25 protein-coding genes are annotated in these 23,276 nt (G+C 75.5%); 17 read left to right on the top strand and 8 right to left on the bottom strand.

Annotation, left to right across the window (positions count from 1 at the left end; all coding sequences use genetic code 11):
• Nucleotides 1–29: 29 nt before the first annotated feature.
• From radA to ACZ6PY_RS13150, 3 genes are all read right to left on the bottom strand, one after another.
• Entirely contained in the window at nt 30–1,478 is a 1,449-nt protein-coding gene (radA, locus tag ACZ6PY_RS13160; RefSeq protein WP_466071817.1) for a DNA repair protein RadA, read from the bottom strand.
• 106 nt (nt 1,479–1,584) lie between these two features.
• Entirely contained in the window at nt 1,585–2,394 is an 810-nt protein-coding gene (locus tag ACZ6PY_RS13155) for a hypothetical protein (RefSeq protein WP_466071815.1), read from the bottom strand.
• Between the two features lie 141 nt (nt 2,395–2,535).
• On the bottom strand, nt 2,536–3,375 hold the full coding sequence (locus tag ACZ6PY_RS13150) for a UbiA family prenyltransferase (protein WP_466071813.1): 840 nt from the start codon (nt 3,373–3,375) through the stop codon (nt 2,536–2,538).
• A gap of 45 nt (nt 3,376–3,420) precedes the next feature.
• On the opposite strand from ACZ6PY_RS13150, the gene ACZ6PY_RS13145 reads away from it, so the two are divergent.
• From ACZ6PY_RS13145 to ACZ6PY_RS13130, 4 genes are all read left to right on the top strand, one after another.
• The gene (locus tag ACZ6PY_RS13145; protein ID WP_466071812.1) at nt 3,421–4,176 is read left to right on the top strand and encodes a methyltransferase domain-containing protein; all 756 of its coding nucleotides are present in this window, start codon (nt 3,421–3,423) and stop codon (nt 4,174–4,176) included.
• A gap of 43 nt (nt 4,177–4,219) precedes the next feature.
• Nucleotides 4,220–5,386 (top strand): acyl-CoA dehydrogenase family protein, encoded by a 1,167-nt coding sequence (locus ACZ6PY_RS13140; protein ID WP_466071810.1) that lies wholly within the window; start codon nt 4,220–4,222, stop codon nt 5,384–5,386.
• A 139-nt stretch (nt 5,387–5,525) separates the two neighbouring features.
• Nucleotides 5,526–6,575, top strand: coding sequence for a type III polyketide synthase (locus ACZ6PY_RS13135; protein ID WP_466071809.1), 1,050 nt, complete (start codon nt 5,526–5,528; stop codon nt 6,573–6,575).
• A 40-nt stretch (nt 6,576–6,615) separates the two neighbouring features.
• Nucleotides 6,616–7,236, top strand: coding sequence for a hypothetical protein (locus tag ACZ6PY_RS13130; protein ID WP_466071808.1), 621 nt, complete (start codon nt 6,616–6,618; stop codon nt 7,234–7,236).
• A 7-nt stretch (nt 7,237–7,243) separates the two neighbouring features.
• Here ACZ6PY_RS13130 and ACZ6PY_RS13125 read toward each other — a convergent pair whose 3' ends face one another.
• Nucleotides 7,244–7,945 carry a hypothetical protein gene (locus tag ACZ6PY_RS13125; protein WP_466071806.1) on the bottom strand — a complete coding sequence of 234 codons (702 nt, stop codon included), beginning with the start codon at nt 7,943–7,945 and terminating at the stop codon, nt 7,244–7,246.
• 327 nt (nt 7,946–8,272) lie between these two features.
• Between ACZ6PY_RS13125 and ACZ6PY_RS13120 the strand changes: the two genes are divergently transcribed.
• From ACZ6PY_RS13120 to ispF, 3 genes are read left to right on the top strand one after another with little or no spacing between them, the layout of a single operon-like run.
• A complete protein-coding gene (locus tag ACZ6PY_RS13120) occupies nt 8,273–8,758 on the top strand; it encodes a CarD family transcriptional regulator (protein WP_007073334.1) in 486 nt (161 codons plus the stop codon).
• A 53-nt stretch (nt 8,759–8,811) separates the two neighbouring features.
• Nucleotides 8,812–9,507: a 2-C-methyl-D-erythritol 4-phosphate cytidylyltransferase gene (gene ispD / locus ACZ6PY_RS13115; protein ID WP_466071804.1), complete on the top strand. Its 696-nt coding sequence runs from the start codon at nt 8,812–8,814 to the stop codon at nt 9,505–9,507.
• A gap of 16 nt (nt 9,508–9,523) precedes the next feature.
• Entirely contained in the window at nt 9,524–10,006 is a 483-nt protein-coding gene (gene ispF / locus ACZ6PY_RS13110; RefSeq protein ID WP_466071802.1) for a 2-C-methyl-D-erythritol 2,4-cyclodiphosphate synthase, read from the top strand.
• Nucleotides 10,007–10,041: 35 nt separating this feature from the next.
• Here the strand turns inward: ispF and ACZ6PY_RS13105 are convergent, their stop codons facing one another.
• Nucleotides 10,042–10,569 carry a hypothetical protein gene (locus tag ACZ6PY_RS13105; RefSeq protein ID WP_466071800.1) on the bottom strand — a complete coding sequence of 176 codons (528 nt, stop codon included), beginning with the start codon at nt 10,567–10,569 and terminating at the stop codon, nt 10,042–10,044.
• Nucleotides 10,570–10,756: 187 nt separating this feature from the next.
• Here ACZ6PY_RS13105 and ACZ6PY_RS13100 point away from each other — a divergent pair, with 187 nt between their 5' ends.
• Together ACZ6PY_RS13100 and ACZ6PY_RS13095 are read left to right on the top strand one after the other, a co-directional pair.
• Nucleotides 10,757–12,112 carry a BTAD domain-containing putative transcriptional regulator gene (locus ACZ6PY_RS13100; protein ID WP_466071798.1) on the top strand — a complete coding sequence of 452 codons (1,356 nt, stop codon included), beginning with the start codon at nt 10,757–10,759 and terminating at the stop codon, nt 12,110–12,112.
• A gap of 51 nt (nt 12,113–12,163) precedes the next feature.
• Complete coding sequence (locus tag ACZ6PY_RS13095; protein WP_466071796.1) at nt 12,164–13,201, top strand: tetratricopeptide repeat protein; 1,038 nt, start codon at nt 12,164–12,166, stop codon at nt 13,199–13,201.
• Here ACZ6PY_RS13095 and ACZ6PY_RS13090 read toward each other — a convergent pair.
• Complete coding sequence (locus ACZ6PY_RS13090) at nt 13,198–14,364, bottom strand: cupin domain-containing protein (RefSeq protein ID WP_466071794.1); 1,167 nt, start codon at nt 14,362–14,364, stop codon at nt 13,198–13,200. The genes ACZ6PY_RS13095 and ACZ6PY_RS13090 overlap by 4 nt on opposite strands.
• 94 nt (nt 14,365–14,458) lie before the next feature.
• Here ACZ6PY_RS13090 and ACZ6PY_RS13085 point away from each other — a divergent pair, with 94 nt between their 5' ends.
• From ACZ6PY_RS13085 to ACZ6PY_RS13050, 8 genes are all read left to right on the top strand, one after another.
• Nucleotides 14,459–15,316: a hypothetical protein gene (locus ACZ6PY_RS13085; protein WP_466071792.1), complete on the top strand. Its 858-nt coding sequence runs from the start codon at nt 14,459–14,461 to the stop codon at nt 15,314–15,316.
• Between the two features lie 76 nt (nt 15,317–15,392).
• Nucleotides 15,393–16,592, top strand: a complete 1,200-nt coding sequence (gene fahA, locus ACZ6PY_RS13080; RefSeq protein WP_466071790.1) for a fumarylacetoacetase — start codon at nt 15,393–15,395, stop codon at nt 16,590–16,592.
• A 141-nt stretch (nt 16,593–16,733) separates the two neighbouring features.
• Complete coding sequence (locus ACZ6PY_RS13075) at nt 16,734–16,943, top strand: DUF397 domain-containing protein (protein WP_466071789.1); 210 nt, start codon at nt 16,734–16,736, stop codon at nt 16,941–16,943.
• Nucleotides 16,944–17,053: 110 nt separating this feature from the next.
• Complete coding sequence (locus tag ACZ6PY_RS13070; protein ID WP_466071787.1) at nt 17,054–17,536, top strand: SRPBCC family protein; 483 nt, start codon at nt 17,054–17,056, stop codon at nt 17,534–17,536.
• A gap of 86 nt (nt 17,537–17,622) precedes the next feature.
• Complete coding sequence (locus ACZ6PY_RS13065) at nt 17,623–18,876, top strand: outer membrane protein assembly factor BamB family protein (protein WP_466071786.1); 1,254 nt, start codon at nt 17,623–17,625, stop codon at nt 18,874–18,876.
• 50 nt (nt 18,877–18,926) lie between these two features.
• Nucleotides 18,927–19,460 carry a hypothetical protein gene (locus tag ACZ6PY_RS13060; RefSeq protein WP_466071784.1) on the top strand — a complete coding sequence of 178 codons (534 nt, stop codon included), beginning with the start codon at nt 18,927–18,929 and terminating at the stop codon, nt 19,458–19,460.
• Between the two features lie 58 nt (nt 19,461–19,518).
• Nucleotides 19,519–20,061 (top strand): hypothetical protein, encoded by a 543-nt coding sequence (locus ACZ6PY_RS13055; protein WP_466071782.1) that lies wholly within the window; start codon nt 19,519–19,521, stop codon nt 20,059–20,061.
• A gap of 154 nt (nt 20,062–20,215) precedes the next feature.
• Nucleotides 20,216–21,097: a hypothetical protein gene (locus ACZ6PY_RS13050; protein ID WP_466071781.1), complete on the top strand. Its 882-nt coding sequence runs from the start codon at nt 20,216–20,218 to the stop codon at nt 21,095–21,097.
• A 54-nt stretch (nt 21,098–21,151) separates the two neighbouring features.
• Here ACZ6PY_RS13050 and hisC read toward each other — a convergent pair whose 3' ends face one another.
• The gene (gene hisC, locus ACZ6PY_RS13045; RefSeq protein WP_466071779.1) at nt 21,152–22,255 is read right to left on the bottom strand and encodes a histidinol-phosphate transaminase; all 1,104 of its coding nucleotides are present in this window, start codon (nt 22,253–22,255) and stop codon (nt 21,152–21,154) included.
• On the bottom strand, nt 22,252–23,259 hold the full coding sequence (locus ACZ6PY_RS13040) for an RDD family protein (RefSeq protein ID WP_466071778.1): 1,008 nt from the start codon (nt 23,257–23,259) through the stop codon (nt 22,252–22,254). The genes hisC and ACZ6PY_RS13040 overlap by 4 nt, the downstream gene beginning before the upstream one ends.
• Nucleotides 23,260–23,276: the final 17 nt, after the last annotated feature.

The following is a 23,276-nucleotide window of genomic DNA, read 5'->3' as shown; positions in this document are numbered from 1 at the left end:
GGCCGGTCCCACCGTACGCCTACGGACGGTCACTCCGCCGACGCGCGCGCGGCAGCCTGGAGGGCCGCCCGGACGTCGGTGACCTCTGTCACCCGCATGTTCTCCGGGGCCACCCCGCTGCTGCCCGGGCCGCAGCCGGGCGGCACGAGGGCCAGCCGGAAACCGAGTCGGGCGGCCTCGGCCAGCCGGCGGGGCACCGCACCGACCCGGCGCACCTCGCCGGTCAGCCCGACCTCGCCGATGGCCACCAGCTGCGGGTTGAGGGCCAGGTTGAGCCCGCCGGAGGCGACCGCCAGGGCCACGGCCAGGTCGGCCGCCGGCTCGACCACCCGGATGCCGCCCACCGTGGCGGCGAAGACCTCGCGGTCGTGCAGCGTCAGCCGCTCGGTGCGCCGCTGGAGCACCGCGAGCACCATGGCCAGCCGCGCGCCGTCCAGCCCGGAGACCGTGCGCCGGGGGGAGCCGGCGACCGTGGCACCGATCAGCGCCTGCACCTCGGTGACCAGGGCCCGCCGCCCCTCCATGGCCACCGTCACGCAGGTGCCCGGGACCGGCTCGGAGTAGCGGGTCAGGAACAGGCCGGACGGGTCGGCCAGGCTGCTGATGCCACCCTCGTGCATCTCGAAGCAACCCACCTCGTCGGCCGCGCCGAACCGGTTCTTCACCCCGCGGACCATGCGCAGCGACGAGTGCTTGTCGCCCTCGAAGTGCAGCACCACGTCGACCAGGTGCTCCAGCACCCGGGGGCCGGCGACCTGGCCGTCCTTCGTGACGTGCCCGACCAGCACGGTGGCGACGCCGCGCTCCTTGGCGACCGCGACCAGCGCCGCGGTGACCGCCCGGACCTGGGTGACCCCGCCCGGAACGCCCTCGGTGCCGGTCGTCGAGATGGTCTGCACCGAGTCGAGGACCAGCAGCCCCGGCTTGACCGCGTCGAGGTGGCCGAGCACCGCCGAGAGGTCGCTCTCGGCGGCCAGGTAGAGCTGGTCGTGCAGCGTGCCCATCCGCTCGGCGCGCAGCCGCACCTGGCTGACCGACTCCTCGCCGCTGACCACCAGCGACGGGCTGCCGGCGTTGGCCGCCCACTGCTGGGCGACGTCGAGCAGCAGGGTGGACTTGCCGACCCCCGGCTCGCCGGCGAGCAGCACCACCGCGCCGGGGACCAGGCCGCCGCCGAGCACCCGGTCGAGCTCGCTGACGCCGGTGGCCCGGGCCCGGGCGGGCGCGGCGCTGATGGTGGCGATGGGGCGGGCCGGCTCGGCGGGCATCCGGGAACTGACCACCCGGCCGGAGACCAGCGGGCCGCTCACCGTGCACTCGACCACCGAGCCCCACTCGCCGCACTCCGGGCAGCGCCCGACCCACTTGGGCGGCTGGTGACCGCAGGCGTCGCACTCGTAGGCCGGGCGGGGCTCACGGGCGGCGGCGCGGCCGCGGCCGGCGGCGGCGCGGGGCGAGGGCGATCGGGACGTGGTCACCCCAGGACGCTAACCGGACGGTACGACGAAAGCCCACCCGGAAACGGCGACACCGCCGGCGTGGCGCTGGCCACGGCGGCGGTGTCGTCGACGATCGCGGGATCGGTCAGCTGTGGCCGCCGCCCTCGCTGCCGCCCTCCTCGAGGCCACCCGGGTGCCCGGCGCCACCCTCCTCGCGCGGCTGCACGACCGGCGAGGCCGGCGCGGGCGGGGTCAGCGGGACGCCGACGGCCGCACCGGTCTTGATCACCTTGCCGCCGCCGAAGTCGAACGCCAGGTTGACCCGCTGGCCGACGAGCAGGTCCTGGTTCAGGCCGACGAGCTGGAGGAACTGCGGGCTGCTGGTGGTCAGCGGGAGGTAGCCCAGGGCCGGGATCTCGAACCGGGCCGGCTGACCGCTCGGCGCCAAGCTGGTCGACGGCGACGGGTTGGCCGAGGCCGATCCGCTGGCCGAGGCGGAGCCGCTGGCCGACGGGGACTCCTCGGTGCCGAGCGACTGGCTCGGCGAGGCGCTCGGGTCGGTCGCGGTGGGCGACGCGGAGGCGGGCTCGGTCGGCGAGCCGGTCGGGGTGGCACCGTCGCTGCCGGTGGCGGCGCCGCTGAGCACGATCTCCCGGGCGCTGTCGGTGGTGACGGTCACGGTCACCGGCTCCCGGCTGTCGTTGTAGACCACGACGTTGACCCGGGCCTGCGCACCCGCCTTGTAGCCCTCGGGGCCGGGGAACTCCAGGTAGAGGCCGCGCACCTTGTAGAGGTTGTCGGGGGTCTGGACGTTGACGCCCTGCACCGACGGGATCTTGTTGGCGGTCTCGGCCACCTGGCCGGCGCCACACCCGGTCAGCAGCAGGCTCGCCGCCGCCGCCGTACCGGCCAGCAACAGGGCCGCCGGCCGGGAACCCCTGATCGAGCGCGTCACGTCGGTCCTCCTCGTCACGATCCCCACCCGGCCGGACGCCGGACACGGGGTGGCCATACCCGCGCAGACCGCGCTCCAGGGTAGTTGGAGCTGATCGAGGGCCGCACGCCGACCCGGTAATGCCACCTTCCAGGGGACCGGTCAGACCACCCGACCGCTCGCCACCAGGAGCACCACATCGATCAGCGCCACCACCAGCACCGCCCGGAAGGCGGCCACCGGCCGGGTGCCGGTCCCGGTCGCCGTGCGTCCGACGTACCAGCCGACGGCCGGCACCCCGACGGCGGCGGCGACCGCCGCCAGCCCGGCCCACGACGGCGGTCCGGGTGGCCCGACGACAAGCGCGACGGTGGCCGCGAGGAGCAGCCCGGCGGCGGCCGCCCGGCTGCCCGCCGGCCCGAGCCGGTGGGGCAGCCCGCGCACGCCCGTCCGCGCGTCGTCGGCCAGGTCCGGCAGCACGTTGGCGAAGTGCGCACCCGCGCCCAGCAGCGCCGCGGCGGCGACCAGCCAGACCGGCGGCACGGGCGTGCCGGGCAGGGCCAGCACCACGAAGGCGGGCAGCGCGCCGAACGAGACCGCGTAGGGCAGCACCGAGACCGGGGTCGACTTCAGCGGCCAGTTGTAGAGCAGCGCCGCGACCAGGCCGAGGGTGGCGCAGAGCGCCGCCGCCGGGCCGAGGGCCAGCGCCAGCAGCGGGGTGGCCACGGCGGCCGGCACGGTGGCGCGGGCCAGCACCCGCCGCGAGACCGCGCCGGTGGCCACCGGTTTGTCGGTACGACCCACCGTGGCGTCCCGGTCGGCGTCGATCAGGTCGTTGCTCCAGCCCACCGCGAGCTGGCTGGCCAGCACCGTGAGCGACACGGCCGCGACCCCGCCCGCACCGTGCCCGACCGCCCGGGCGAGCAGCCCGGCCACCACGGTCACCGCGGCGGCCGGTTCCGGGTGGCTCGCCCTGACCAGCCCTAACACCGACATCGACATAAGGGAAGTCTGGTCGTTACCGGGGAGTCGTGCCACGCTCGGTCCATGCGAGACGCGGCACCGGTGTCCACCCCGCCCCGGGTGCTGCCGCCCAACGATCCCCGGCAGTACGACGACCTGGCCGGCGAGTGGTGGCGACCGGACGGCGCCTTCGCGATGCTGCACTGGCTGGCCCGGGCCCGTGCGGCCATGGTGCCGCCGGCGTCCGAAAGGGACGCGCTGCTGGTCGACCTGGGCTGCGGCGCCGGCCTGCTCGCCCCGCACCTGGCCGGCAAGGGCTACCGGCACGTCGGGGTCGACCTGACCCGATCCGCCCTCGACCAGGCCGCCGCGCACGGCGTGACGGTGATCCAGGGCGACGCCACCGCGGTCCCGCTCGCGGACGGCTGCGCCGCCGTGGTCTCCGCCGGCGAGCTGCTGGAGCACGTGCCGGACTGGCGGCGCGCGGTGGCCGAGGCGTGTCGGCTGCTGCGGCCCGGCGGCCTGCTCGTGCTCGACACGCTCAACGACACCCTGCTGGCCCGGCTGGTCGCGGTGGAGCTCGGTGAGCGGCTGCCCACCGTGCCGCGCGGCATCCACGATCCACGGTTGTTCGTGGACGCCCGCGCGCTTGTCGCCGAGTGCGCCCGGCACGGCGTGACCCTGCGGCTGCGTGGTGTCCGCCCCGAGCTGGGCGGGACGCTGGCCTGGCTGTGGCGGCGCCGGCGTGGCGACGGCCGTCCCACCCGGAGGGAACCGCGCATCGTGCCGACCCGGTCGACCGCCGTGCTCTACCAGGGCCGTGGGCACCGGAGCGGGTAGCGCGGGCCGCCCGGGGTAAAGGGGACGCCGAGAAGGGGGCTTCATGACTGTGCAGGCGCTGGAGGCGGCGCGCAGGTTGGTGCCGCGACTGGCCGCCCGCGCGGCCGACCACGACCGGGACGGCTCGTTCCCGGTCGAGGACTTCGCCGACCTCCGGGCGGCCGGCCTGTTCGGGCTCATGGTGCCGCGCGAGCTGGGCGGCCTGGGCGCCACCTTCGCCGAGTACGCCGCGGTCGCCACCGAGCTGGCCCGGGGCAACGGCGCGACGGCGCTGGTGTTCAACATGCACGCCTCGGTGACCGGCGCGCTCGGCGCGGTGGACGAGGAACTGGCCGAGACGCTCGGCGTACCGGACGAGGCGCTGGCCGCCCGGGACCGGCTGCTCCGCGCGGCGGCCGGGGGCGCCTGGTACGCGGTGGCGATGAGCGAACGCGGCGCCGGCGCCCGGCTGTCCCAGCTCAGCACGGTCTACGAGGCGGTCGAGGGCGGCTGGCACCTCAAGGGCAGCAAGGCGTTCTGCTCCGGCGCGGGCCATCCGGACGGCTACCTGGTGGCCGCCCGCAGCGCCACCGACCAGTCGGTGGTCTCCCAGTTCCTGGTGCCGGCCGGGGAGGGGATCACCGTCGAGCCCACCTGGGACTCGCTGGGCATGCGCGCCACCTCCTCCCATGACGTGCACCTGGACGTGACCGTGCCGGCCGACCGGCTGCTCGGCGGGGTGGAGGGCCTGGCCCTGGTGGTCGCCCAGCTCATGCCGCACTGGCTGGTGGCCAGCTACGCGGCCGTCTACGTCGGGGTGGCCCGGGCCTCGATCGACGCCGCGGCCGAGCACCTGAACGCCCGCGACCTGGCCGGCCTGCCGGCGGTCCGGGCCCGGCTGGGCCGGGCCGACGCGGCGGTCGCGGCGGCCGGGCTGGTGGTGGCCGAGGCGGCCCGCCGGGTCGACGAGGCGCCCGGCGACGCGGAGACCAACCGCTGGGTGTGGCGGGCGAAGCTGCTCGCCGGCACCACCGCGGCCGACGTGGCGGCGTCCATGGTGGAGGCGGCCGGCACCTCGGCCACCCGGCGGGGGCATCCGTTGGAGCGGCTCTACCGGGACGCCCGGTGCGGTTCGCTGCACCCGGCCACCTCCGACGTCTGCGCCGACTGGCTCGGCATCGCCGCGCTCGGCGGCGATCCGGACCGCGACGGCGCGGCGCCCCGGTGGTGAGCGGGGGAGTGGGCGGGGTCTGGCGGGCGCGGTCGCGGACGGAGGGCGGCGTGGTGAATCGGTTTTTGCCGGGCCCGCAGTCGGAAGCGGGCGGGCCTCGTTGGTGAAGCGTGGGGTTGCGGGACGAGAGGTGGGGGACATGGGCGTGCCGGTGATCGCGGGCCTGGGTACGGCGCAGCCGCCGTCCGCCGCGCAGGACGAGCTGTGGGCGGGCTTCTTCGCGAAGCACTTCTCCGGGACCACCCGGGCGCTGGCCGAGCGCATCTTCGCCAACTCCGGGGTGTCCCGGCGGCAGGCGGCGGTGAACCCGCTGCTGGAGGACGTGTCCGAGTGGCCCACCGAGCGCCGGATGCGGCGCTACCAGGTCGAGGCGTTGCCGCTGGGCAAGGAGGCGGTCGGCCGGGCGCTGACCGCCGCCGGTCTGGACGCCGGTGACGTCGGCCTCTTCGTGGTCTGCTCCTGCACCGGGTACGCCACCCCCGGGCTGGACATCCTGCTCGCGCGGGACCTGGGCATGGCCCCGGACACGCAGCGCATGTTCGTCGGGCACATGGGCTGTTACGCGGCCCTGCCGGGGCTCGGCGCGGCGAGCGACTTCGTCACGGCCCGGGGCCGTCCCGCGCTGCTGCTCTGCGCGGAGCTGACCAGCCTGCACATCCAGCCGCCGGGCGCCCGGGTGGACACCCAGCAGATCGTCTCGCACGCGCTCTTCTCGGACGCCGCGGTCGCCGCCGTGGTCGTCCCCGGTGGCCGGGGGTACGCGCTGCGCGAGGTCACCTCGGTCACGGACACCTCCACGGCCGACCACATGACCTGGGACGTCACCGACACCGGCTTCCGGATGGGCCTGTCGCCGAAGGTGCCGCAGGTGCTCTCGCACCATGTCCGGGGGCTGGTGGACGACCTGCTGGCCCGGCACGGGTGGCACCGTGACGAGGTGGACGGTTGGGCGGTGCACCCGGGCGGCCCCCGCATCCTCAACGTGGTGGAGCGGGAGCTGGCCCTGCCGCCGGCGGCGCTCGCGGCGTCCCGGGCCGTCCTGGACGAGCACGGCAACTGCTCGTCGCCGACGGTGCTGCTGATCCTGGACCGGCTGCGCCGGGCCGCGACGCCGCCGGAGCGGGTGGTGATGCTGGCCTTCGGGCCGGGCCTCACGCTCTACGCCGTCCTGCTGGAGCGCACCGACTGACGGGACGGTGGCCGGCGCCCCGCGCCGATACGCTTTGCGCGTGGCTCCCGACGAGCGGATCCGGAGCGCGCTGCTGACCGGGCTGACGGTGGCGGCGCTGGCGGCCGGCGCGGCCTGGTGGCGGGCGGCGGCGCCGGCGGCGGGGCGCAGCGGGCCGCAGCCCACCCCGTCGGCCGGTGCCTTCCTCGAACCCGGCCTCCGGGTCGGCCCGAGCGGCTCCCCGGTCGGGTCGAGAGTGCTGGTGGACCCGCGGACCGGCCGCGTGCTGGACCAGGTCATGCTGTCCGGTCCCGAGGCGGATCCGGACGCGCCGGTGGTGGTCCACGAGGAGCCCGGCGGCGTGGCGCGGCGGCGCGAGGTCCTCTACGAGGTGTGGCGGGAGCGGTCCCGCCTGACGCCCGACGGGGCCCCGGTGACGCGCCGGGCGAACGCGTCGGACGGGAACCGCTTCCTGCTGACGGTCAGCTGCTCGGGCGGGGGCGCGGTCGCCGTCGCATTCACCGGCTCGTCCGACGACGGGACGGAGCGGGTGCTGAGCTGCGGCGGGCCGACCGCCGCCTCGATCCCGGTGGTGGGCGCGAGCGGCGGGCCGCTGCTGGTCCGGTTCGTCGCGCTCGGCAACCAGGTCGACCTCGACGCCCGGCTGGACGGGATGGGCTGAGCGGCGGTCAGCCGCCCAGCCGGACCAGGTCGTCGCGGTAGTCCGCCGCCGGGCCCAGCTCGGGCACCACCCGGACCAGGGTGCCCTGCCGGTCCACCAGCAGGGCGGCGGCCGTGCCGGGGTGGGGCGAGAGGTGCAGGTACGAGCGGAGGCCGCCGGCCGGGTCGGCGAGCGGGCGTACCCCGGGTGCGGTGGCGGCCGCGGCGGTGCGGTCCTCGGTCACGGTGACCACGGTGACCCCCGGCGGGGCAGCGGCGGCCGCGGTCCTGACCTGCTCCGGGCAGGCGCACGCATCAACCAGGACGATCATGGCGGGCAGCAGGCCGCGCAGCGGCACCGGCGCGTCGTCGGGGTCGACGAGGTCGAGGGCGGGCAGCGGCCCGACGGGAGCCGTCGGGTACGGCAGCACGGTGGGCGCGCCGCCGGAGCGGCTCGACCGAGGCCAGGTGACGGCGGCCAGCCCGGTGAGGGTGATCAGGACGGCGACCAGCAGGACCAGCACGGGCAGCCCGACCGGCGGCCGGCCCGCGGGGTTGAGGCGGCGTCCACCGCCGGCCGGGCGGTTCGCCCGGCGCAGCTCGCGGCGCACCCGGCGGGCCTCCTCGGCCAGCGCCGAGGCGTCGTCGGGGACGACCACCCGGCCCCACTCCGGGGGCAGGTCGGGAAGCCCGTCCGGTGGCCCGTGGCCGTCAGCGTCAGGCATGCCCATCGGACCCCCAGGAACCGTCTCGGTGAGCGGACGTCAGTCCATCCCCAGGGTCCCGCACCGGTCGTCGTACCGCCACACCTGGGCGCACCTGGAATTCCGGAGCTACCATGGAAGGAGCGCATAGCCCTAGATATGAACGCTTCCGTCACTCTTACCGGGTTGTCATCCGATGGTCACGGAGCGTGTCGGAACCATCGGCTTGACCGCCTGTCAAGCTGAAGAAATACCTCTCACAGGGCCCCTGAGCTGCGCCAACGGTCAGGACAGCGGTGAGACATCGGTGCCTGAGCGTGTTACCCTAGACACAGCGAAAGGGGTTTCGAACCTATGGTTTTCAGTGTCGGCGAGACCGTTGTTTACCCCCACCACGGGGCCGCACTCATCGAGGCAATCGAGACTCGGGTCATCAAGGGCGAGCCTAAGCAGTACCTCGTCCTGAGGGTCGCGCAGGGTGACCTGACGGTCCGGGTGCCCGCCGAGAACGCCGAGATCGTGGGTGTGCGCGAGGTGGTCGGCGAAGAGGGCCTGGGTAAGGTCTTCGACGTGCTCCGTGCACCGCACACCGAGGAGCCGACCAACTGGTCGCGGCGTTACAAGGCGAATCTGGAGAAGCTGGCCTCCGGTAACCCGCTGAAGGTCGCCGAGGTCGTCCGCGACCTGTGGCGCCGGGAGCGGGAGCGGGGTCTCTCCGCGGGTGAGAAGCGCATGCTGGCCAAGGCGCGGGACATTCTCGTCGGCGAGGTCGCGCTGGCCGAGAAGAGCACCAAGGACGAGGCGGAGACGCTGCTCGACAAGGTGCTGACCGAGGCCTGATCCACAGCAGTCGTCGTACCCACCCCGTAGCAAACGAATCCGAGGACCGCGACGTGACCGCGCAGCTCAATCCGCGCGGTGACGTCGCGGTCCTTGTTCCTGCCGCCGGAGCCGGGGTACGCCTCGGCCCGGGCGCTCCCAAGGCGCTCCGGCCGCTCGCCGGTGAGCCGCTGCTGGTCCACGCGGTCCGCCGGATCGCCGCCGCACCCTCGGTGCACACGATCGTGGTGGCCGCCCCGGCCGCCGACGTCGAGTCGGTCCGGCTGATGCTCGCGCCGGTGGCCCCGGTGACCGTCGTCCCCGGCGGCGCCGAACGCCAGGCGTCGGTGGCCGCCGCGCTGGCCGCCGTCCCCGCGGGGCCGGAGATCGTCCTCGTGCACGACGCGGCACGTGCGCTCACCCCACCCCAGCTGGTCGAGTCGGTGGCCGCGGCCGTCCGCGCCGGCCACGGCGGGGTGATCCCGGTGCTGCCGGTTGTCGACACCGTCAAGGAGGTCGACGCGGGCGAGCGGGTCCTCGGCACGGTCGACCGGGCCGCCCTGCGCGCGGTGCAGACCCCGCAGGGCTTCCGCCGGTCGGTGCTGACCGCCGCCCACGAGGCGGCCGGCGACCCGCTCACCGACGACGCCGGCCTTGTCGAGAAGCTGGGCGTCCCGGTGGTCTGCGTACCCGGGTCGGAGCTGGCCCTGAAGATCACCCGCCCGTTCGACCTGGCCCTGGCCGAGCACCTGCTGGCCACCGGCGCCTGACGCGTACCCTCGGGCCATGATCGTTCCTCGGGTGGCCATCGGCACGGACGTGCACGCCTTCGCGGCCGGGCGGCCCTGCTGGGTCGCCGGCCTGCACTGGCCCGACCAGGACGGCCTGGCCGGCCACTCGGACGCCGACGTGGCGGCGCACGCCGCCTGCAACGCCCTGCTCGGCGCGGCCGGCCTCGGCGACCTGGGCGCCAACTTCGGGGTGGACCAGCCGGAGTGGGCGGGCGCGTCCGGGGTGGCCCTGCTGACCGAGAGCGCCCGGCGGGTCCGGGCGGCCGGTTTCGAGATCGGCAACGTGTCCGTCCAGGTGGTCGGCAACCGGCCGAAGATCGGTCCGCGCCGGGAGGAGGCGCAGCGGGTGCTCTCCGCGGCGGTCGGCGCGCCGGTCACCGTCTCCGCCGCCACCACCGACGGCCTGGGCTTCACCGGGCGCGGCGAGGGACTCACCGGGATCGCGGTGGCGCTGGTCTACGAGGCGCCCGCGGTGTGACGCGGCGACCGGGATGACCCGGTCGCCGCGCCCGGTCAGTCGACGTCCGTGCAGACGTTGTGGGTCGTGCCGTGCAGCATGGTGATGGTCTTCTCGAAGGTGGGCGTGAACTCCACAGCGAACTGGCCGTCCACGATCCACAGCCCCTTCGGCAGTGAGCCCGCGTTCTCCCGGAAGCCGAGCAGCACCGGTCCGGTCACGTACCAGGTCATCGAGCCGTCCGTGCCGTAGACGACAAGCGACGTGCCGCTCGCGTCCGCCGTGGACGTGGCCCCGGTCTCCAGGTTGGTCACCCGGTCGATCAGTGCGCCGGTGAACAGCTCCCGCTTCGGCGAGCCGTCCGGGTACGTCGCCAGGGTCAGCTTCCGGACCTCGTCGACGATCGGTTCGACCCGTACCGCGAAGTCGCACCGGGCTCCGGCGGGCATCTCGAACGCCTCCTGCGGGGCCGGCTCCCAGGCGCCCGGGCCGCTGCCGCCGCTCGCGGCGGACGCCGAGCCGGGCAGTGCCGCGACGATCGCGGCCAGGACCGACGCCACCGCGACGCTCATCTTCAGACGCATGGTCACTCCATCCGTGTTCCAGGTCAGGGCCGCACCAGGATCACCGGGCCCGCTCACCACGGACTCACCACCATTCCGGCTGCCACCGGGCCGAGCCCGCCCCGGTCCCGGTCGTGCGCCGGGAAGCCCACCATCCGCTCACCGCCGGATGACAACCGGCGGCCCGGGCCAGACCGTCCTGTCCGGTATGGAATTCCGACTGCTCGGACCCTTCGAGGCCCGTCACCGGGGCCGGCCGGTCGAGGTCGGCAGCCGCCGCCAGGAGCGCTGCCTGCTCGGTGTGCTGCTGCTCGACACGGGACGGGTGGTCCGGACCGAACGCCTCATCGACCTGCTCTGGAACGGCCGGCCGCCGGCCTCGGCGCGCGGTGCCGTGCAGACGTACATCGGGCGGTTGCGGGGCGCGTTGACGCCGTACGGGGTGCGGATCAGCACCCGGGGCGAGGGCTACCTCGTGGAGGCCGACGGGCACCACGTCGACGTCGACGAGTTCGGCGAGCTGGTGCGGGCGGCGGGCGCCGCCGCCGACCCCGCCGAGCGGGTACGGCTGCTCGACCGGGCACTGGCCCTCTGGCGGGGGCCGCTCCTCGCCGGGGCGGCGGACGGCGAGCTGCGGGACCGGCTGCACGGCACGGTCGAGGAGCTCCGGCTGGTCGCCGTCGAGCTGCGCGCCGAGGCGCAGCTCGCGCTGGGCCAGCACGCCCGGGCGGTCGCCGAGCTGATGCCCCTGGCCGTCCGGCACCCGACCCGCGAACAGCTCGTCGCCGTCCTGATGACCGCGCTGTACCGGGGCGGCCGCCAGGCCGACGCGCTGCGGCTGTACCGGACCACCCGGCGGCTGCTCGTGGACGAGCTGGGCGTCGAGCCGGGGCCGCGCCTGCGGGAGGTGCACCGCCGGATCCTGCGCGGCGACGACCGGCTGGACCGGCCCGGCCGGCCCGTCTACGAGGTCCGGGTACGCGACGAGTGCCTGCCGTGGAGCGTCGGGGGCCACCCGGCGCTGGACTTCTGCAACACCTTCGCCGGATGGGGGCACGAACCGCCGTTGCCGGGGGCCGAGTGGCTGCGCGGCTACCGCACCCTGGCCGTGTGGGCCGGGCACGTGGGGCTGGTCGACGACGTCTCGGTGAGCCGGCTGCTGCACCTGGGCCGGCGGGACCCCGGCCGGGCCGAGGCGGTGCTCGCCGAGGCCCGGGAGCTGCGGCACGCGCTGTACGGGTGCCTGACCGGACCGGACGACCGGCACGGGTTCGAGGTGGTCGCCCGGTACGCGGAGGCCGCCGCCAAGGAGCTGGTGTTCCGCCGCGAGGCCGACGGTCGGGGACGCTGGTGGCCGGAGCTGGCGGCCGGGCTCCGGATGCCCCTGCACGCGGTCGCGTGGAGTGCCGCCCAACTGCTCGCCGACCCGCGCCGGCTCACCCTCCGGATCTGCCCGGACGAGCGGTGCGGCTGGCTCTTCCTGGACGACAGCGGGCTGCGGCGCTGGTGCAGCCTGGGCACCTGCGGGCGCTCGCTGGACCGGTCCCGCTGCCACAGCGCCTGACCGCCGTTCGCGGCCGGCGGCGGGCAGCGGGCGGCGGTTACGCTCGGCGTGATGCCCAACGACGCCGCCCCCGACCAGTCCGCCGCCGACGGCTACGTCCAGCGCGCGCAGCTCCTCGCCGAGCTGGGCCGGTACGACGAGGCCGCCGAGGAACTGGACGGGGCGCTCGGCACCGACCCGGGCAACGCCGGGGCGTTGACCATGCTGGCCCGGGTGCACCTCGCCGCCGGCCGGCCGGCGGAGGCGCTACCGGCCGCCGAGGCCGCCGTGGCCGCCGCCCCCGGTGCCCTGTCCCCGCTGGTGGCGCGCGGCTTCGCCCTGGTCGACCTGGCCCGGTGGAAGGCCGCGGCGAGCACCGGGGACGAGATCCTCGCGCTCGGCCCGGACGACGCGTACGCCCAGCGCAGCGCCGCCGCGATCCTGGCCGGGGCGCGCAACGGGCAGGCGGCGCTCAACGCCGCCTGGCGCGGTGTGGAGCTGGCCCCGGAGACCGCCCAGGCGCACCTGGTGCTCGGTCTGGTCGCGGCCCGGCTGGAGCTGTACGACCTGGCCGAGCGGGCCTACCGGGAGGCGTTGCGGCTGGATCCGGAGCTGGCCGAGGCGCGGCACGACATGGGCGTGATCCGGCTGGACCAGCGCCGCTACGCGGAGGCGCTGGAGCACCTGGCCGAGTCGGCGGTCCTGGACCCGGCGGGCGGCCACACCGGCCGGACCGTCGCCGACGGGTTGCGCGAGCTGGTCCTCTACGGCGCGGGCTGGTCGCTGGTGGCCAGCGTGCTGGTGGCCTTCCTGGCGCCGGTGGCGCCGGGCCCGTCCCGGATCTTCGCGGTGCTGACCGCGCTGGGCGGGGCTCTGCTGGCCCGGCGGTACGCGGTCCGGCTGCCCGACCGGCTGGGCACGATCGTGCCCGGGCTGTTCCGCGCCGACCCGGCCCTGGCCCTGGCCGTGTGCGCGGTCGCCGCCGCTCCGGTGCTGCTGGTGCTCTACGCGCTGGTCGGCGGCCCGTGGCCGCTGGTCGCCGGGATCACGGCGACGGTGGTGGCCGAGTTCGTCGTGCTCGCGCGGCCCGGCCACCATCCCCGGCGCTAGGCCCGGCGCGCCCAGGTCCAGGCGTACGCGTCGTCCTCGCAGGCGGTCGCGGCGTCGCAGAGGTCGAGCGGGCGGAAGGTGTCCACCATGACCGCCAGCTCGTCGAAGAACTCCGCCCCGATCGACCGCTCTGCGGCGCCCGGCTGGGGGCCGTGGGTGAAGCCGGACGGGTGCAGCGAGATCGAGCCCTGCTCGATGCCGGAGCCGCGCCGAGCCTCGTAGTTGCCGCCGGTGTAGAAGAGCATCTCGTCGGAGTCGACGTTGTGGTGGTTGTACGGCACCGGGATGGCGCCCGGGTGGTAGTCCACCTTGCGCGGCACGAACGAGCAGATCACGAAGTTCGGGCCCTGGAAGGTCTGGTGCACGGGCGGCGGCTGGTGGATCCGGCCGGTGATCGGCTCGAAGTCGTGGATGGAGAAGGCCCACGGGTACATGTGCCCGTCCCAGCCGACCACGTCGAACGGGTGGTTCGCGTACACGTACCTCGTCCAGCCCCGCCGGTGGCGGACCAGCACCTCGACGTCGGTCTCGTCGACGAGCAGCGGGGTGTCCGGCCCGCGGACGTCCCGCTCGCAGTAGGGCGAGTGCTCCAGGAACTGCCCGCGCACCGAGAGGTAGCGCTTGGGCGGGCCGACGTGGCCGGCGGCCTCGATGGCGAGCAGCCGGGTCGGCTCGTCGCCGGTGGGCACGAGGCGGTGGATGGTCGAGGTGGGGATGATGACGTAGTCACCGGCCACCACCTCCAGCACGCCGAACGGCGACTCCACCCGCAGCGTCCCGGACTCCACGTAGAGGCAGTGGTCGCCGGTGGCGTCCCGGAACAGCGGCGACGGCCGGTCGGCGAGCACGTAGGCGATGCGTACGTCGTCGTTGGCGAGCAGGTACTGCCGGCCGAGCACCGGGTCGGCGCCGGCGCCGTCGAGCTTGTGGGTGCGCAGGTGCCGCGGCTTCAGCGGCAGGTTGGGGACCCGGGTGAAGGCGGGCGGGGTGAACTCCTCGGCGGCCACGATCGCCGTGGGGGCGTGCCGGTGGTAGAGCAGCGACGAGTCGGAGGAGAAGCCCTCCTGGCCGACCAGCTCCTCGGCGTAGAGGGTGCCGTCGGGCTGGCGGAACTGGGTGTGGCGCTTGCGGGGCACCTCGCCGACGCTGCGGTAGTACGGCATCTCGCCTCCCGATATGTCCCGTTCTCCGGCCGGAGACGTCCGATAATCGGACGCAGTTGTCCGTTCCTTGTAGCGTCCCGTAGATTCTTGTTCCGTGTCAACGCAGGTGCCCCGCCTCTTCGCCGGCCTCGTCGACGACGCGGCGGTCTTCCCGCCCGGCAGCGCCGCGCTGCCGGACGCCGTGACCGCGCATCACCGGCACCGGGCCGGGTGGTACGCCGACCTGGTCGGCCCGCTGCTGCTGCCCGCCTCGACCCTGCCGGACCTGCCCGACCTGCTCGCCCCGCAGGCGGCCCTGGCGGTCGGCGTGATCGGCGACGTGCCGGTCGGCCGGCTGGAGGCGGCCCTCGCCGAGGCCGACGCCCGGCTCACCGTCCGCCAGGTCGAGGCGCCGGTCGCCAAGCGCGGTGAGGACCCGCAGCCCGGCCTGGCCGACCTGCTCAAGCTCGCCGAGCGCCTCCCCGGCGCCACCGTGTACGCGGAGATCCCGCTGACCTTCGGGCTCATGGGCGCGCTCGACGCCCTCGCCGCGGCGCGGGCCGGCGGGCTGCCCGTGGCCGCCAAGTTCCGCACCGGCGGGCTGGCCGCCGAACTCTTCCCGACCCCGGTGGAGCTGGCCGCGGTGATCTGCGCCTGCCGGGACCGGGAACTGCCGTTCAAGCTGACCGCCGGGCTGCACCAGGCGATCCGGCACCGGGACCCGGAGACCGGCTTCACCCACCACGGGTTCGTCAACGTGCTGGCGGCGACCCTGGCGGCCACCGGGGGCGCCGAGGTCGACGGGGTGGCCGAGCTGCTGGCCGTCACCGACCCGCTCCGGGTGGTCGAGCAGGCCCGGGCACACCAGGACGCCGAGCGCCCGCTCTGGGTGGGCTACGGCTCGTGCAGCATCTCCGAACCACTTACCGATCTGATCCGGCTGGGGCTGGTGAACGGGGGCTACGAGGAATGAGCGAGCGCAGCGAGCGAATCAGCAGGTGCAGTGCGTTGGTGCCTCATGGCGCCACGGAGCGGAGCGGAGTGGCGGCATGAGCTGGGTGACGGGTGCCGCGGGCTCCGCGTACGGGGTGGCCAACCTCCCGTACGGGGTGTTCCGCCAGGGCGACCGCGAGCCGCGGATCGGCGTGCGCATCGGTGACTTCGTGCTGGACCTGGCCGGCGCGGAGGCCGCCGGGCTGGTGCTGGCCGCCGGCGCGCTCGGCCGGCACACCCTCAACGACTTCATGGCGCTCGGCCGTCCGCAGTGGACCGCCGTGCGGCAGCGGGTCACCGAGCTGCTCAGCGACCCGGCACACCGGCCGGCCGTGGAGCCGCTGCTGGTGCCGCTGCGCGAGGTGGAGCTGCTGCTCCCGTTCGAGGTCGCCGACTACGTCGACTTCTACTCGTCCGAGCACCACGCGTCGAACGTCGGGCAGATCTTCCGCCCCGGCCAGCCGCCGCTGCTGCCGAACTGGAAGCACGTGCCGATCGGCTACCACGGCCGGGCCGGCACCGTGGTCGTCTCGGGCACCCCCGTGGTGCGCCCGACCGGCCAGCGGGCCACCGCGCAGGGCCCGACCACGGGCGCCTCCGTCCGGCTGGACATCGAGGCCGAGGTGGGCTTCGTCGTCGGGGTGCCGAGCCGGCTCGGCGACCGGGTCCCGGTCGCGGACTTCGCCGACCACGTCTTCGGCGTGGTGCTGGTCAACGACTGGTCGGCCCGGGACATCCAGGCCTGGGAGTACCAGCCGCTCGGGCCGTTCCTGGGCAAGTCCTTCGCCACCTCGGTGTCGGCCTGGGTCACCCCGCTGGACGCGCTGGCGAACGCCTTCGTGCCCGCGCCCGACCAGGACCCGCCGGTCCAGGACTACCTGCACGCCACCCCGCACCTCGGGCTCGACCTGAACCTGTCGGTGGAGTGGAACGGCGAGCGGGTCGCCGAACCGCCGTTCGCCACCATGTACTGGACCCCGGCCCAGCAGCTCGCCCACCTCACCGTCAACGGCGCCTCCCTGCGCACCGGCGACCTCTACGCCTCCGGCACCGTCTCCGGGCCCGAGCGCGGGCAGGTCGGCTCGTTCCTGGAACTGACCTGGGGCGGGGCCGAGCCGGTCAAGTTCGCCGACGGCGCCGAGCGCACCTTCCTGGAGGACGGCGACACGGTCACGATCACCGCCACCGCGCCCGGCCCGGACGGGACCACGATCGCCCTCGGCGAGGTCAGTGGCAGCATCCTGCCGGCGCGCTGAGTCGCCCTGTTCACTCTCCGTCCCCGGTCGCACCCGCTGTGCGACCGGGGACGTTTCCTGCGCCGTTGATCGTCGCGGATTGCGTACGCCCCGGCGGTGCGGGCCGGGGCGCACCCGAGTGGAACAGGAAGGACCGCGAGGATGACCGAGTTGACCGGCGCCATCTGGCGCACCAGCAGCCGCTCCAACGATCAGGGCCTCTGCGTCGAGGTGGCGACCAACGTGGTCGGCGCGCACGGTGTCGTGGGCGTACGCGACTCGAAGGACCCTCAGGGTCCCGCGCTCGCGGTGAGCCCACCGGGCTGGACCGCGTTCGTCGCCGCGATCCGGGGTGACGCCTTCCGCTCCTGACCGCTCGCCGCGCCCGGTGCCCCGCGATCGGGGCACCGGTGGTGGAAATGTCACCGCAAGGCTCCCCTTGGCCGGTGACGGCCCGTACCGTGGACGACACGGGAGGTGCCATGTCGACGGTGACGGTTTCCGCATTCATCGAAGCGCAGGACGTCGACGTCTGGCGGCTCCTCACCGACCTCGCGGCGCGGGCCGACTGGCTCTCCGCGGTCGGCGACGTCGAGATCCTCACCCCCGGCGACCTCGGGGCCGGCACCGCGTGGCGGGAGACCCGGGTGCGACCGGACGGCGTCGCCGAGCCGGAGGAGTTCCTGGTGGTCGAGGCGGTCGCCCCGGCGCGGCTGGTGCTCAGCTCGCGGGGCGCGGGCGCGGACTACCGGATCACCTGGACGCTGCGCACCGTCGAGCGCCGGCGGCGCGGCTGCACCGAGGTCACCGTCGAGCACGAGGCGGTGCCGACCCGGCCGTACGGCCGGGTGCTGGCGCTGATCCTCGGCGGCCTGGCGGCCCGTGCGGTCGAGGGCGCTCTCCGCCGGGACCTGGCCGACCTGGCGCTGGCCGCCGGGCCCACCCGGTCCGCCGAGGCCGCCTGAACCGACGCCGCGGGCGGATCTGGCCCGGGCCGGGCGCGCGGCCCCCGGGGACCGCCGCTGGGTAGGGTGCCGGGCGGAGGTGCGGCATGGGCGAGCCCGCGGGGCGGCGGATCATGGTGGCGGTCGTGGCGGTGCTGGCCGTCGCGGCGGCGGCCGCCGTGGTCGTCCGGGTCCTCGCGCCCGCCGAGGTCGAGACGGTCGCCCGGGGCGCGTACCCGGCCGCGCCGACCCCGCCGGCCGGGGTGATCGGCCGGCTGCCGGTGGCGCCGCTGGTCGTGGACGGCCGGCTCCGTGTCTACGCGGGCGCCCGCCAGGTGTACGCGGACCAGCCCGTCTCCGGCAGGCACCGGGTCACCCCGTTCTGGTCGTACCGGCGGTGGCCGGCCAAGCTGGTCGGGGTGCTCGCCGAGGGCACCACGGTGGTCAGCCGGTGGTCCGACGGGAAGCTGGTGGCGCTGGACGCGCGTACCGGGCGGGTCGCCTGGCGGGCGGACGGGCCGGAGCCCGGCGAGGTGCCCAAGCCCCGCCGCACCTACGCGGCCACGGTCTGGGATCCCGCGGGCCTGCACGCCACCCGGTCCGCCGACGGCCGGGCCGTGCTGGTCGCGGCCGGTCCGGGCGGGGTGGGCGGGTATGCCCTGGCGGACGGCCGCCGGCTGTGGCGTGCGGAGGTGGCGCGGGGCTGCCGCGCCGACGTGGGCACCACGGCCGCCGGCGAGCTGTTCGGGGTCGACTCCTGCGCCGGGCCGGCCACTGTCGAGTTCCGGGACGCCGCCACCGGCGCGGTACGGACCCGCTGGCGCCCGCCGGACGCTCCGGAGCACCTCGTGGTGACGCCGCTCGGCTGCCGGGACGGCCACTCGGCCTGCCGCGGGTTGCGCACCTCCGGGCGGGGCGACGGGACCGGCCGGGGCTGGCTGGTCCCCGGCGCGGGTGAGCCGGTCGCCGCTCCCGCCCTGGACGGCCCGGACAGCGAGCTGGACGGCGAGCACGCGGTGGGCGCCGCGGGCGGCGTGGTCACCGGGCGGTCGGCCCGCACCGGCGCGCAGGTGTGGCGCCGGAACGACCTGGGGCAGGTCCGGATCCTGGCGGTCGAGCCGGGCCGGGTGCACCTGCTGACCGGGGCGCGGGAGCTGGTCACCATCGATCCGGCCACCGGGGCGGAGCGGTCCCGGTTCACCATGGACATCGGCCGGGACGGGACCGGGTGGCAGCCCGGCCGGGCGCACGCGGTGGACGGCTACGTGGCGGTGGAACGGCTCCGCGAGCGTGCCCGCCCGGACGACGACGACCAGGGGTACTTCCTGATGGCCGAGCCGGTGCTCCTGGCCGGTACCTGAACCGCTCGCGGTATTCGACAAAACGGACAAACGACCTTATAGTTCACCGCGTGCGTCCGCTTACCGTCCCGCTGGGTCTGCTCCTCGCGCTCGGCGGCGTCGTGCCCGCGGAGGCGGCGCCCGTCGCCGGCGTCGTCCAGCTCAACCTCACCGTGGGGGTCGACATCACCGTGCCCGCCTCGGTCAATCTCGGCACCGGCTTCGTCGGCGGGGTGCTCACCGGCCACCTCGGCACCGTGGAGGTGACCGACAAGCGCGGGCCGGTCAACCCGAACCTCTGGGTGGCCACCGTCAGCGCGACGGTCTTCACCACCGGGGCCGGCGGCGCGTCGCGAACCATCCCGAACGGCCGGATCTCCTACTGGTCCGGGCCGGTGGTGCGCAGCACCGGTGGGGGAACGCTGGTGCCCGGGCAGCTCACCGCGGCACAGGCGGTCGCGCTCGACGTGCCCCGCGAGGCCTTCCGCAAGACCGCCGGGAACGGCAACAACGTGGTGGCGTGGACGCCGACCATCCGCGTCGCCGTCCCGACGGGCATCGTGGCCGGAACGTACCGCGGAACTATCGTCCACTCTGTCGCCTGATGAGTGATTTATGGCTGTTTGTCCAGTTCAGGGCCACTCCGAACCTAGCGTGAGATCCATGAAGAAGCCACTTCTTAGCCTGTCCGCCGCCGCGGTCGCCGTGCTCGCGCTGGCGGCCCCCGCCGCCGCCGCGCCGTCCGGGGACACCGTCGTCACGTTCACCATCTCGACGGCCAACCTGGACATCTCGGTGCCCCCCTCGGTGAACCTCGGCGCGGTCTTCGCCGGCTCCACCGCCACCGGTCAGCTCGGCAACGTCACGGTCACCGACAGCCGCGCCGCGCTCACCTCGACGTGGACCGCCACGGTGAGCAGCAGCGCCTTCACCACCGGCAGCGGCTCCGGCGAGGAGACCATCCTGCCCAACCTCGTGGAGTACTGGTCCGGCCCGCTCGTCTCCAACACCGGCACCGGCACCTTCGTGCCGGGGCAACCCACCTCCTCCGACGCGGTGACGTTGAACGTGCCCCGGGTCGCGTTCAGCAAGACCTCCGGCAGTGGCAACAACTCGGCGACCTGGAACCCGTCGATCCGGATCACGATCCCGGGCGGCGCAGTCGGCGGCACGTACTCGGGGGTGATCACCCATTCGGTGTCCTGACCTGCGAGGCGTCGCGGTCCTGGCGGCGACCCTGACGGTCGCCGCCGGGATCCCGGCACCGGCCGGCGCCGACCCGGGCCTGCGCCGCGACAACTCCCCCCGGCCCCGCCCGTCGGCCAGTCCCACCCCCGAGGGCGCCCCGGCGGCGGTCGGCGTGCGCCTGCTCGACGCCCCGGTCAACCGTCGGGACGACACCCGCGCGCACAAGTACATCGTGGACCACATCCATCCCGGCACCACGATCCGCCGCCGCATGGTGGTGGAGAACCCGTCGGAGATCCGCCGGGACGTCGCCGTCTACCCCGCGGCGGCCGAGGTCACCGACAAGGGGTTCGTCCTGGCGCCCGACCGCACCGCGAACGAGCTGAGCAGCTGGATCCAGGTCGACCGGGCCCAGGTGCGACTGGGGCCGGACGACGACACCACGGTCTGGGTGACCATCCGGGTGCCGGAGAAGGCCGAGGCCGGCGAGCGGTACGCGGTGGTCTGGGCCGAGACCGCCGGGGACGACGGCCGGACCGTGAAGCAGGTGGCGCGCGCCGGCATCCGGGTCTACCTGTCGGTCGGACCCGGCGGCGAGCCGCCCTCCGGATTCGAGGTCGGCCCGCTCACCGGCGGCCGGAGCCCCGACGGCACCCCGTTCGTCACGACCGAGATACGCAACACCGGGCGGCGCGCCCTCGACCTGGCCGGCGACCTGTGGCTCTCCGAGGGGCCGGGCGGCCTCGCGGCGGGCCCGGTGCGGGCCGAGACCAGAACCCTCCCGCTGGGCGGCCGGACCACCGTCCGGGTCGGGCTGGACCACCGGCTGCCGGACGGCCCCTGGAAGGCCCGGCTGGAACTGGCCAGCGGCTGGACGAAGCGGACGGCCACCGGCTCGGTCGACTTCGGCGCGACCTCGGCCGCGCCGGCGGGCAGGCGGGACGCCAGCGGCCTGGTGCTCGCCTCGGGCGCGGCCGGCTCCCTGCTGATCCTGCTGCTGTTCGCGGTCCACACCTACCGCCGACGGTTCCGGCAACCGGTGACCGTCGGGTGAGACGTCCGGGGCCGGTCCGTAGGGGGTTGACGGACCGGCCCCGGACCTGCGCCGTCAGGCCAGCGCGGCCTCGGCGGCGACCAGGAAGGCGTCGTTCTCGACCGGGGTGCCGATGGTGACCCGCACCCCGTCGCCCGGGAACGGCCGGACGATCACGCCGCGCGCCTCGCACGCCCGGCCGAACTCGACGGCCCGCTCGCCCAGCGGCAGCCAGACGAAGTTGGCCTGGCTGTCCGGCACGTCCGGGACGAACTTGCGCAGCGCCTCGGTGACCCGGTCCCGCTCGGCGACGACGAGCGCGCACCGGCGCTCGACCTCGTCGGCCTGCGCGAGCGCGGCCAGCGCGCCCGCCTGCGCGGCCATGCTGGTCGAGAAGGGGGTGACCACCTTGCGCACCGCGGCGGCCACGGTCGGCTCGGCGACCAGCCAGCCGATCCGCAGGCCGGCCAGGCCCCACGCCTTGGACAGGGTGCGCAGCACCGCCACGTTCGGCCGGTCCAGGTAGCTCAGGCCGTCCGGCACCTCGGGGTCGGTGACGAACTCCCGGTACGCCTCGTCGATCACCACGAGCACGTCGTCCGGCACCGCGTCGAGGAAGCGGTCCAGCTCGGCCCTGCGGACCGCGGTGCCGGTCGGGTTGTTCGGGTTGCAGACCAGGATCATCCGGGTCCGGTCGGTCACCGCCGCCGCCATCGAGGCCAGGTCGTGGCCGTGGCCGGCGTCGTTCGGCACCCGCACGCTGGTCGCGCCGCTGGTCGCCGCGATGATCGGGTACGCCTCGAACGACCGCCACGAGTAGAGCAACTCGTCGCCCGGCAGGCAGGTGGCCCGAACCAGGTGCTCGGCCAGCGCCACCGAGCCGCAACCGGTGGCGATCCGGTCGGCGTCCACGCCGTACCGCTCCGCGAGGGCCTGGCGCAACGCCACCACGCCCATGTCGGGGTAGCGGTGCGAACCGGCCACCGCCTCGGCGACCGCCTCCACGACGCCGGGCAGCGGCCCGTACGGGACCTCGTTGCTGGCCAGCTTGATCGCCTCGGGCAGGCCCAGCTCGCGGGCCAGGTCGGCCGGGCTGCGGCCGGGCACGTAGTTGGGCAGCGCGTCCAGGTCGGCGCGGGTGAGCCGCAGCGGAGGCTGGTGACGTCCGGTGTCGGTCATGGGGTGTCCTCCGGGGGGTTGGCGCGGTCGCGCGGGGTGGTGCGGGTGTCGGGCCGGGTGCGGGGCAACTGGACCACCACGGTCTGCGCCCGTTTGTCGTGCAGGGCCTGGCGCAGCGGCTGGTCGAAGAGCGGGGAGACCGCGTCCACGAACTGGAGCAGCAGGCCCAGGCCGCAGCAGTACCAGAGCAGGGTGGGCAGGCCCAGGGTGCTCCAGCGCCGGGTGGCCCGGCCGAAGCCGAGCGGTTGGTCCGCCTCGACCGGCAGCGCCCGGACGCCCACCAGCCGCTTGCCGAAGGTCTGGCCGCGGGCGGCCATCGAGGGCACCTCGTACGCGAACCAGAGCGCGGTGGCGATCAGCAGGATGGCGATCTGGAGCCCGGCGGCCTGCTCGCCCGGCTGGGGCAGCCCGTCGGTGGAGGTGTCCCCGGCCAGCGACCGGCGCACCGACTCCCGCAGGTACGGCGAGATCTCCTCGACGTAGCGCCAGACGAACCAGCCGTTGACCACGGCGTTGAGCAGGAACACCACGCCGAGGTCGATCAGGCGGGCGACCAGTCGGGCGCCGTACGAGGCGAGCGGCAGCCCGTGCGGGCGCGGCGCCGGGGGTCGCCCCGGCCAGCCGGGGTACGGCCAGCCCGGCGGCGGACCCTGCTGGCCCGGCTGGCCGGCCCACGGGCCGGGCTGGCCGGGCTGTCCGGGCTGGCCGGGCCACGGGCCGGCCTGCCCCGGCCACGGCTGTCCCGGGCCGCCGGCCGGCGGGCCCGGGTACGGCCCGGGCGCCGGCGGGCCGGGGTGCGTGACCGGCGCCGGGGCCGGCTGGCCCGGGTGCGGCGCGGCCGAGGTGGTGGCCGGTGCGGCGGCGGGGGCCGGCTCGGGCGGCGGTGGCCCGTCGGGCGGGGTGGCGTCGACGGGGATCGGCGCGCCGAGCCACCCCTCGCCGTCCCAGTACCGGCGGGTCTCGGGGTCGGCGGGGTCGACGTACCAGCCGGGTTGCACGCTCACGGCCGTGCCTCGCGGTG

The sequence above is a fragment of the Micromonospora sp. NPDC048907 genome, assembly GCF_055586885.1.
The sequence above is the reverse complement of the archived record's forward strand: the minus strand, read 5'-3'. Positions and strand labels throughout refer to the sequence as shown.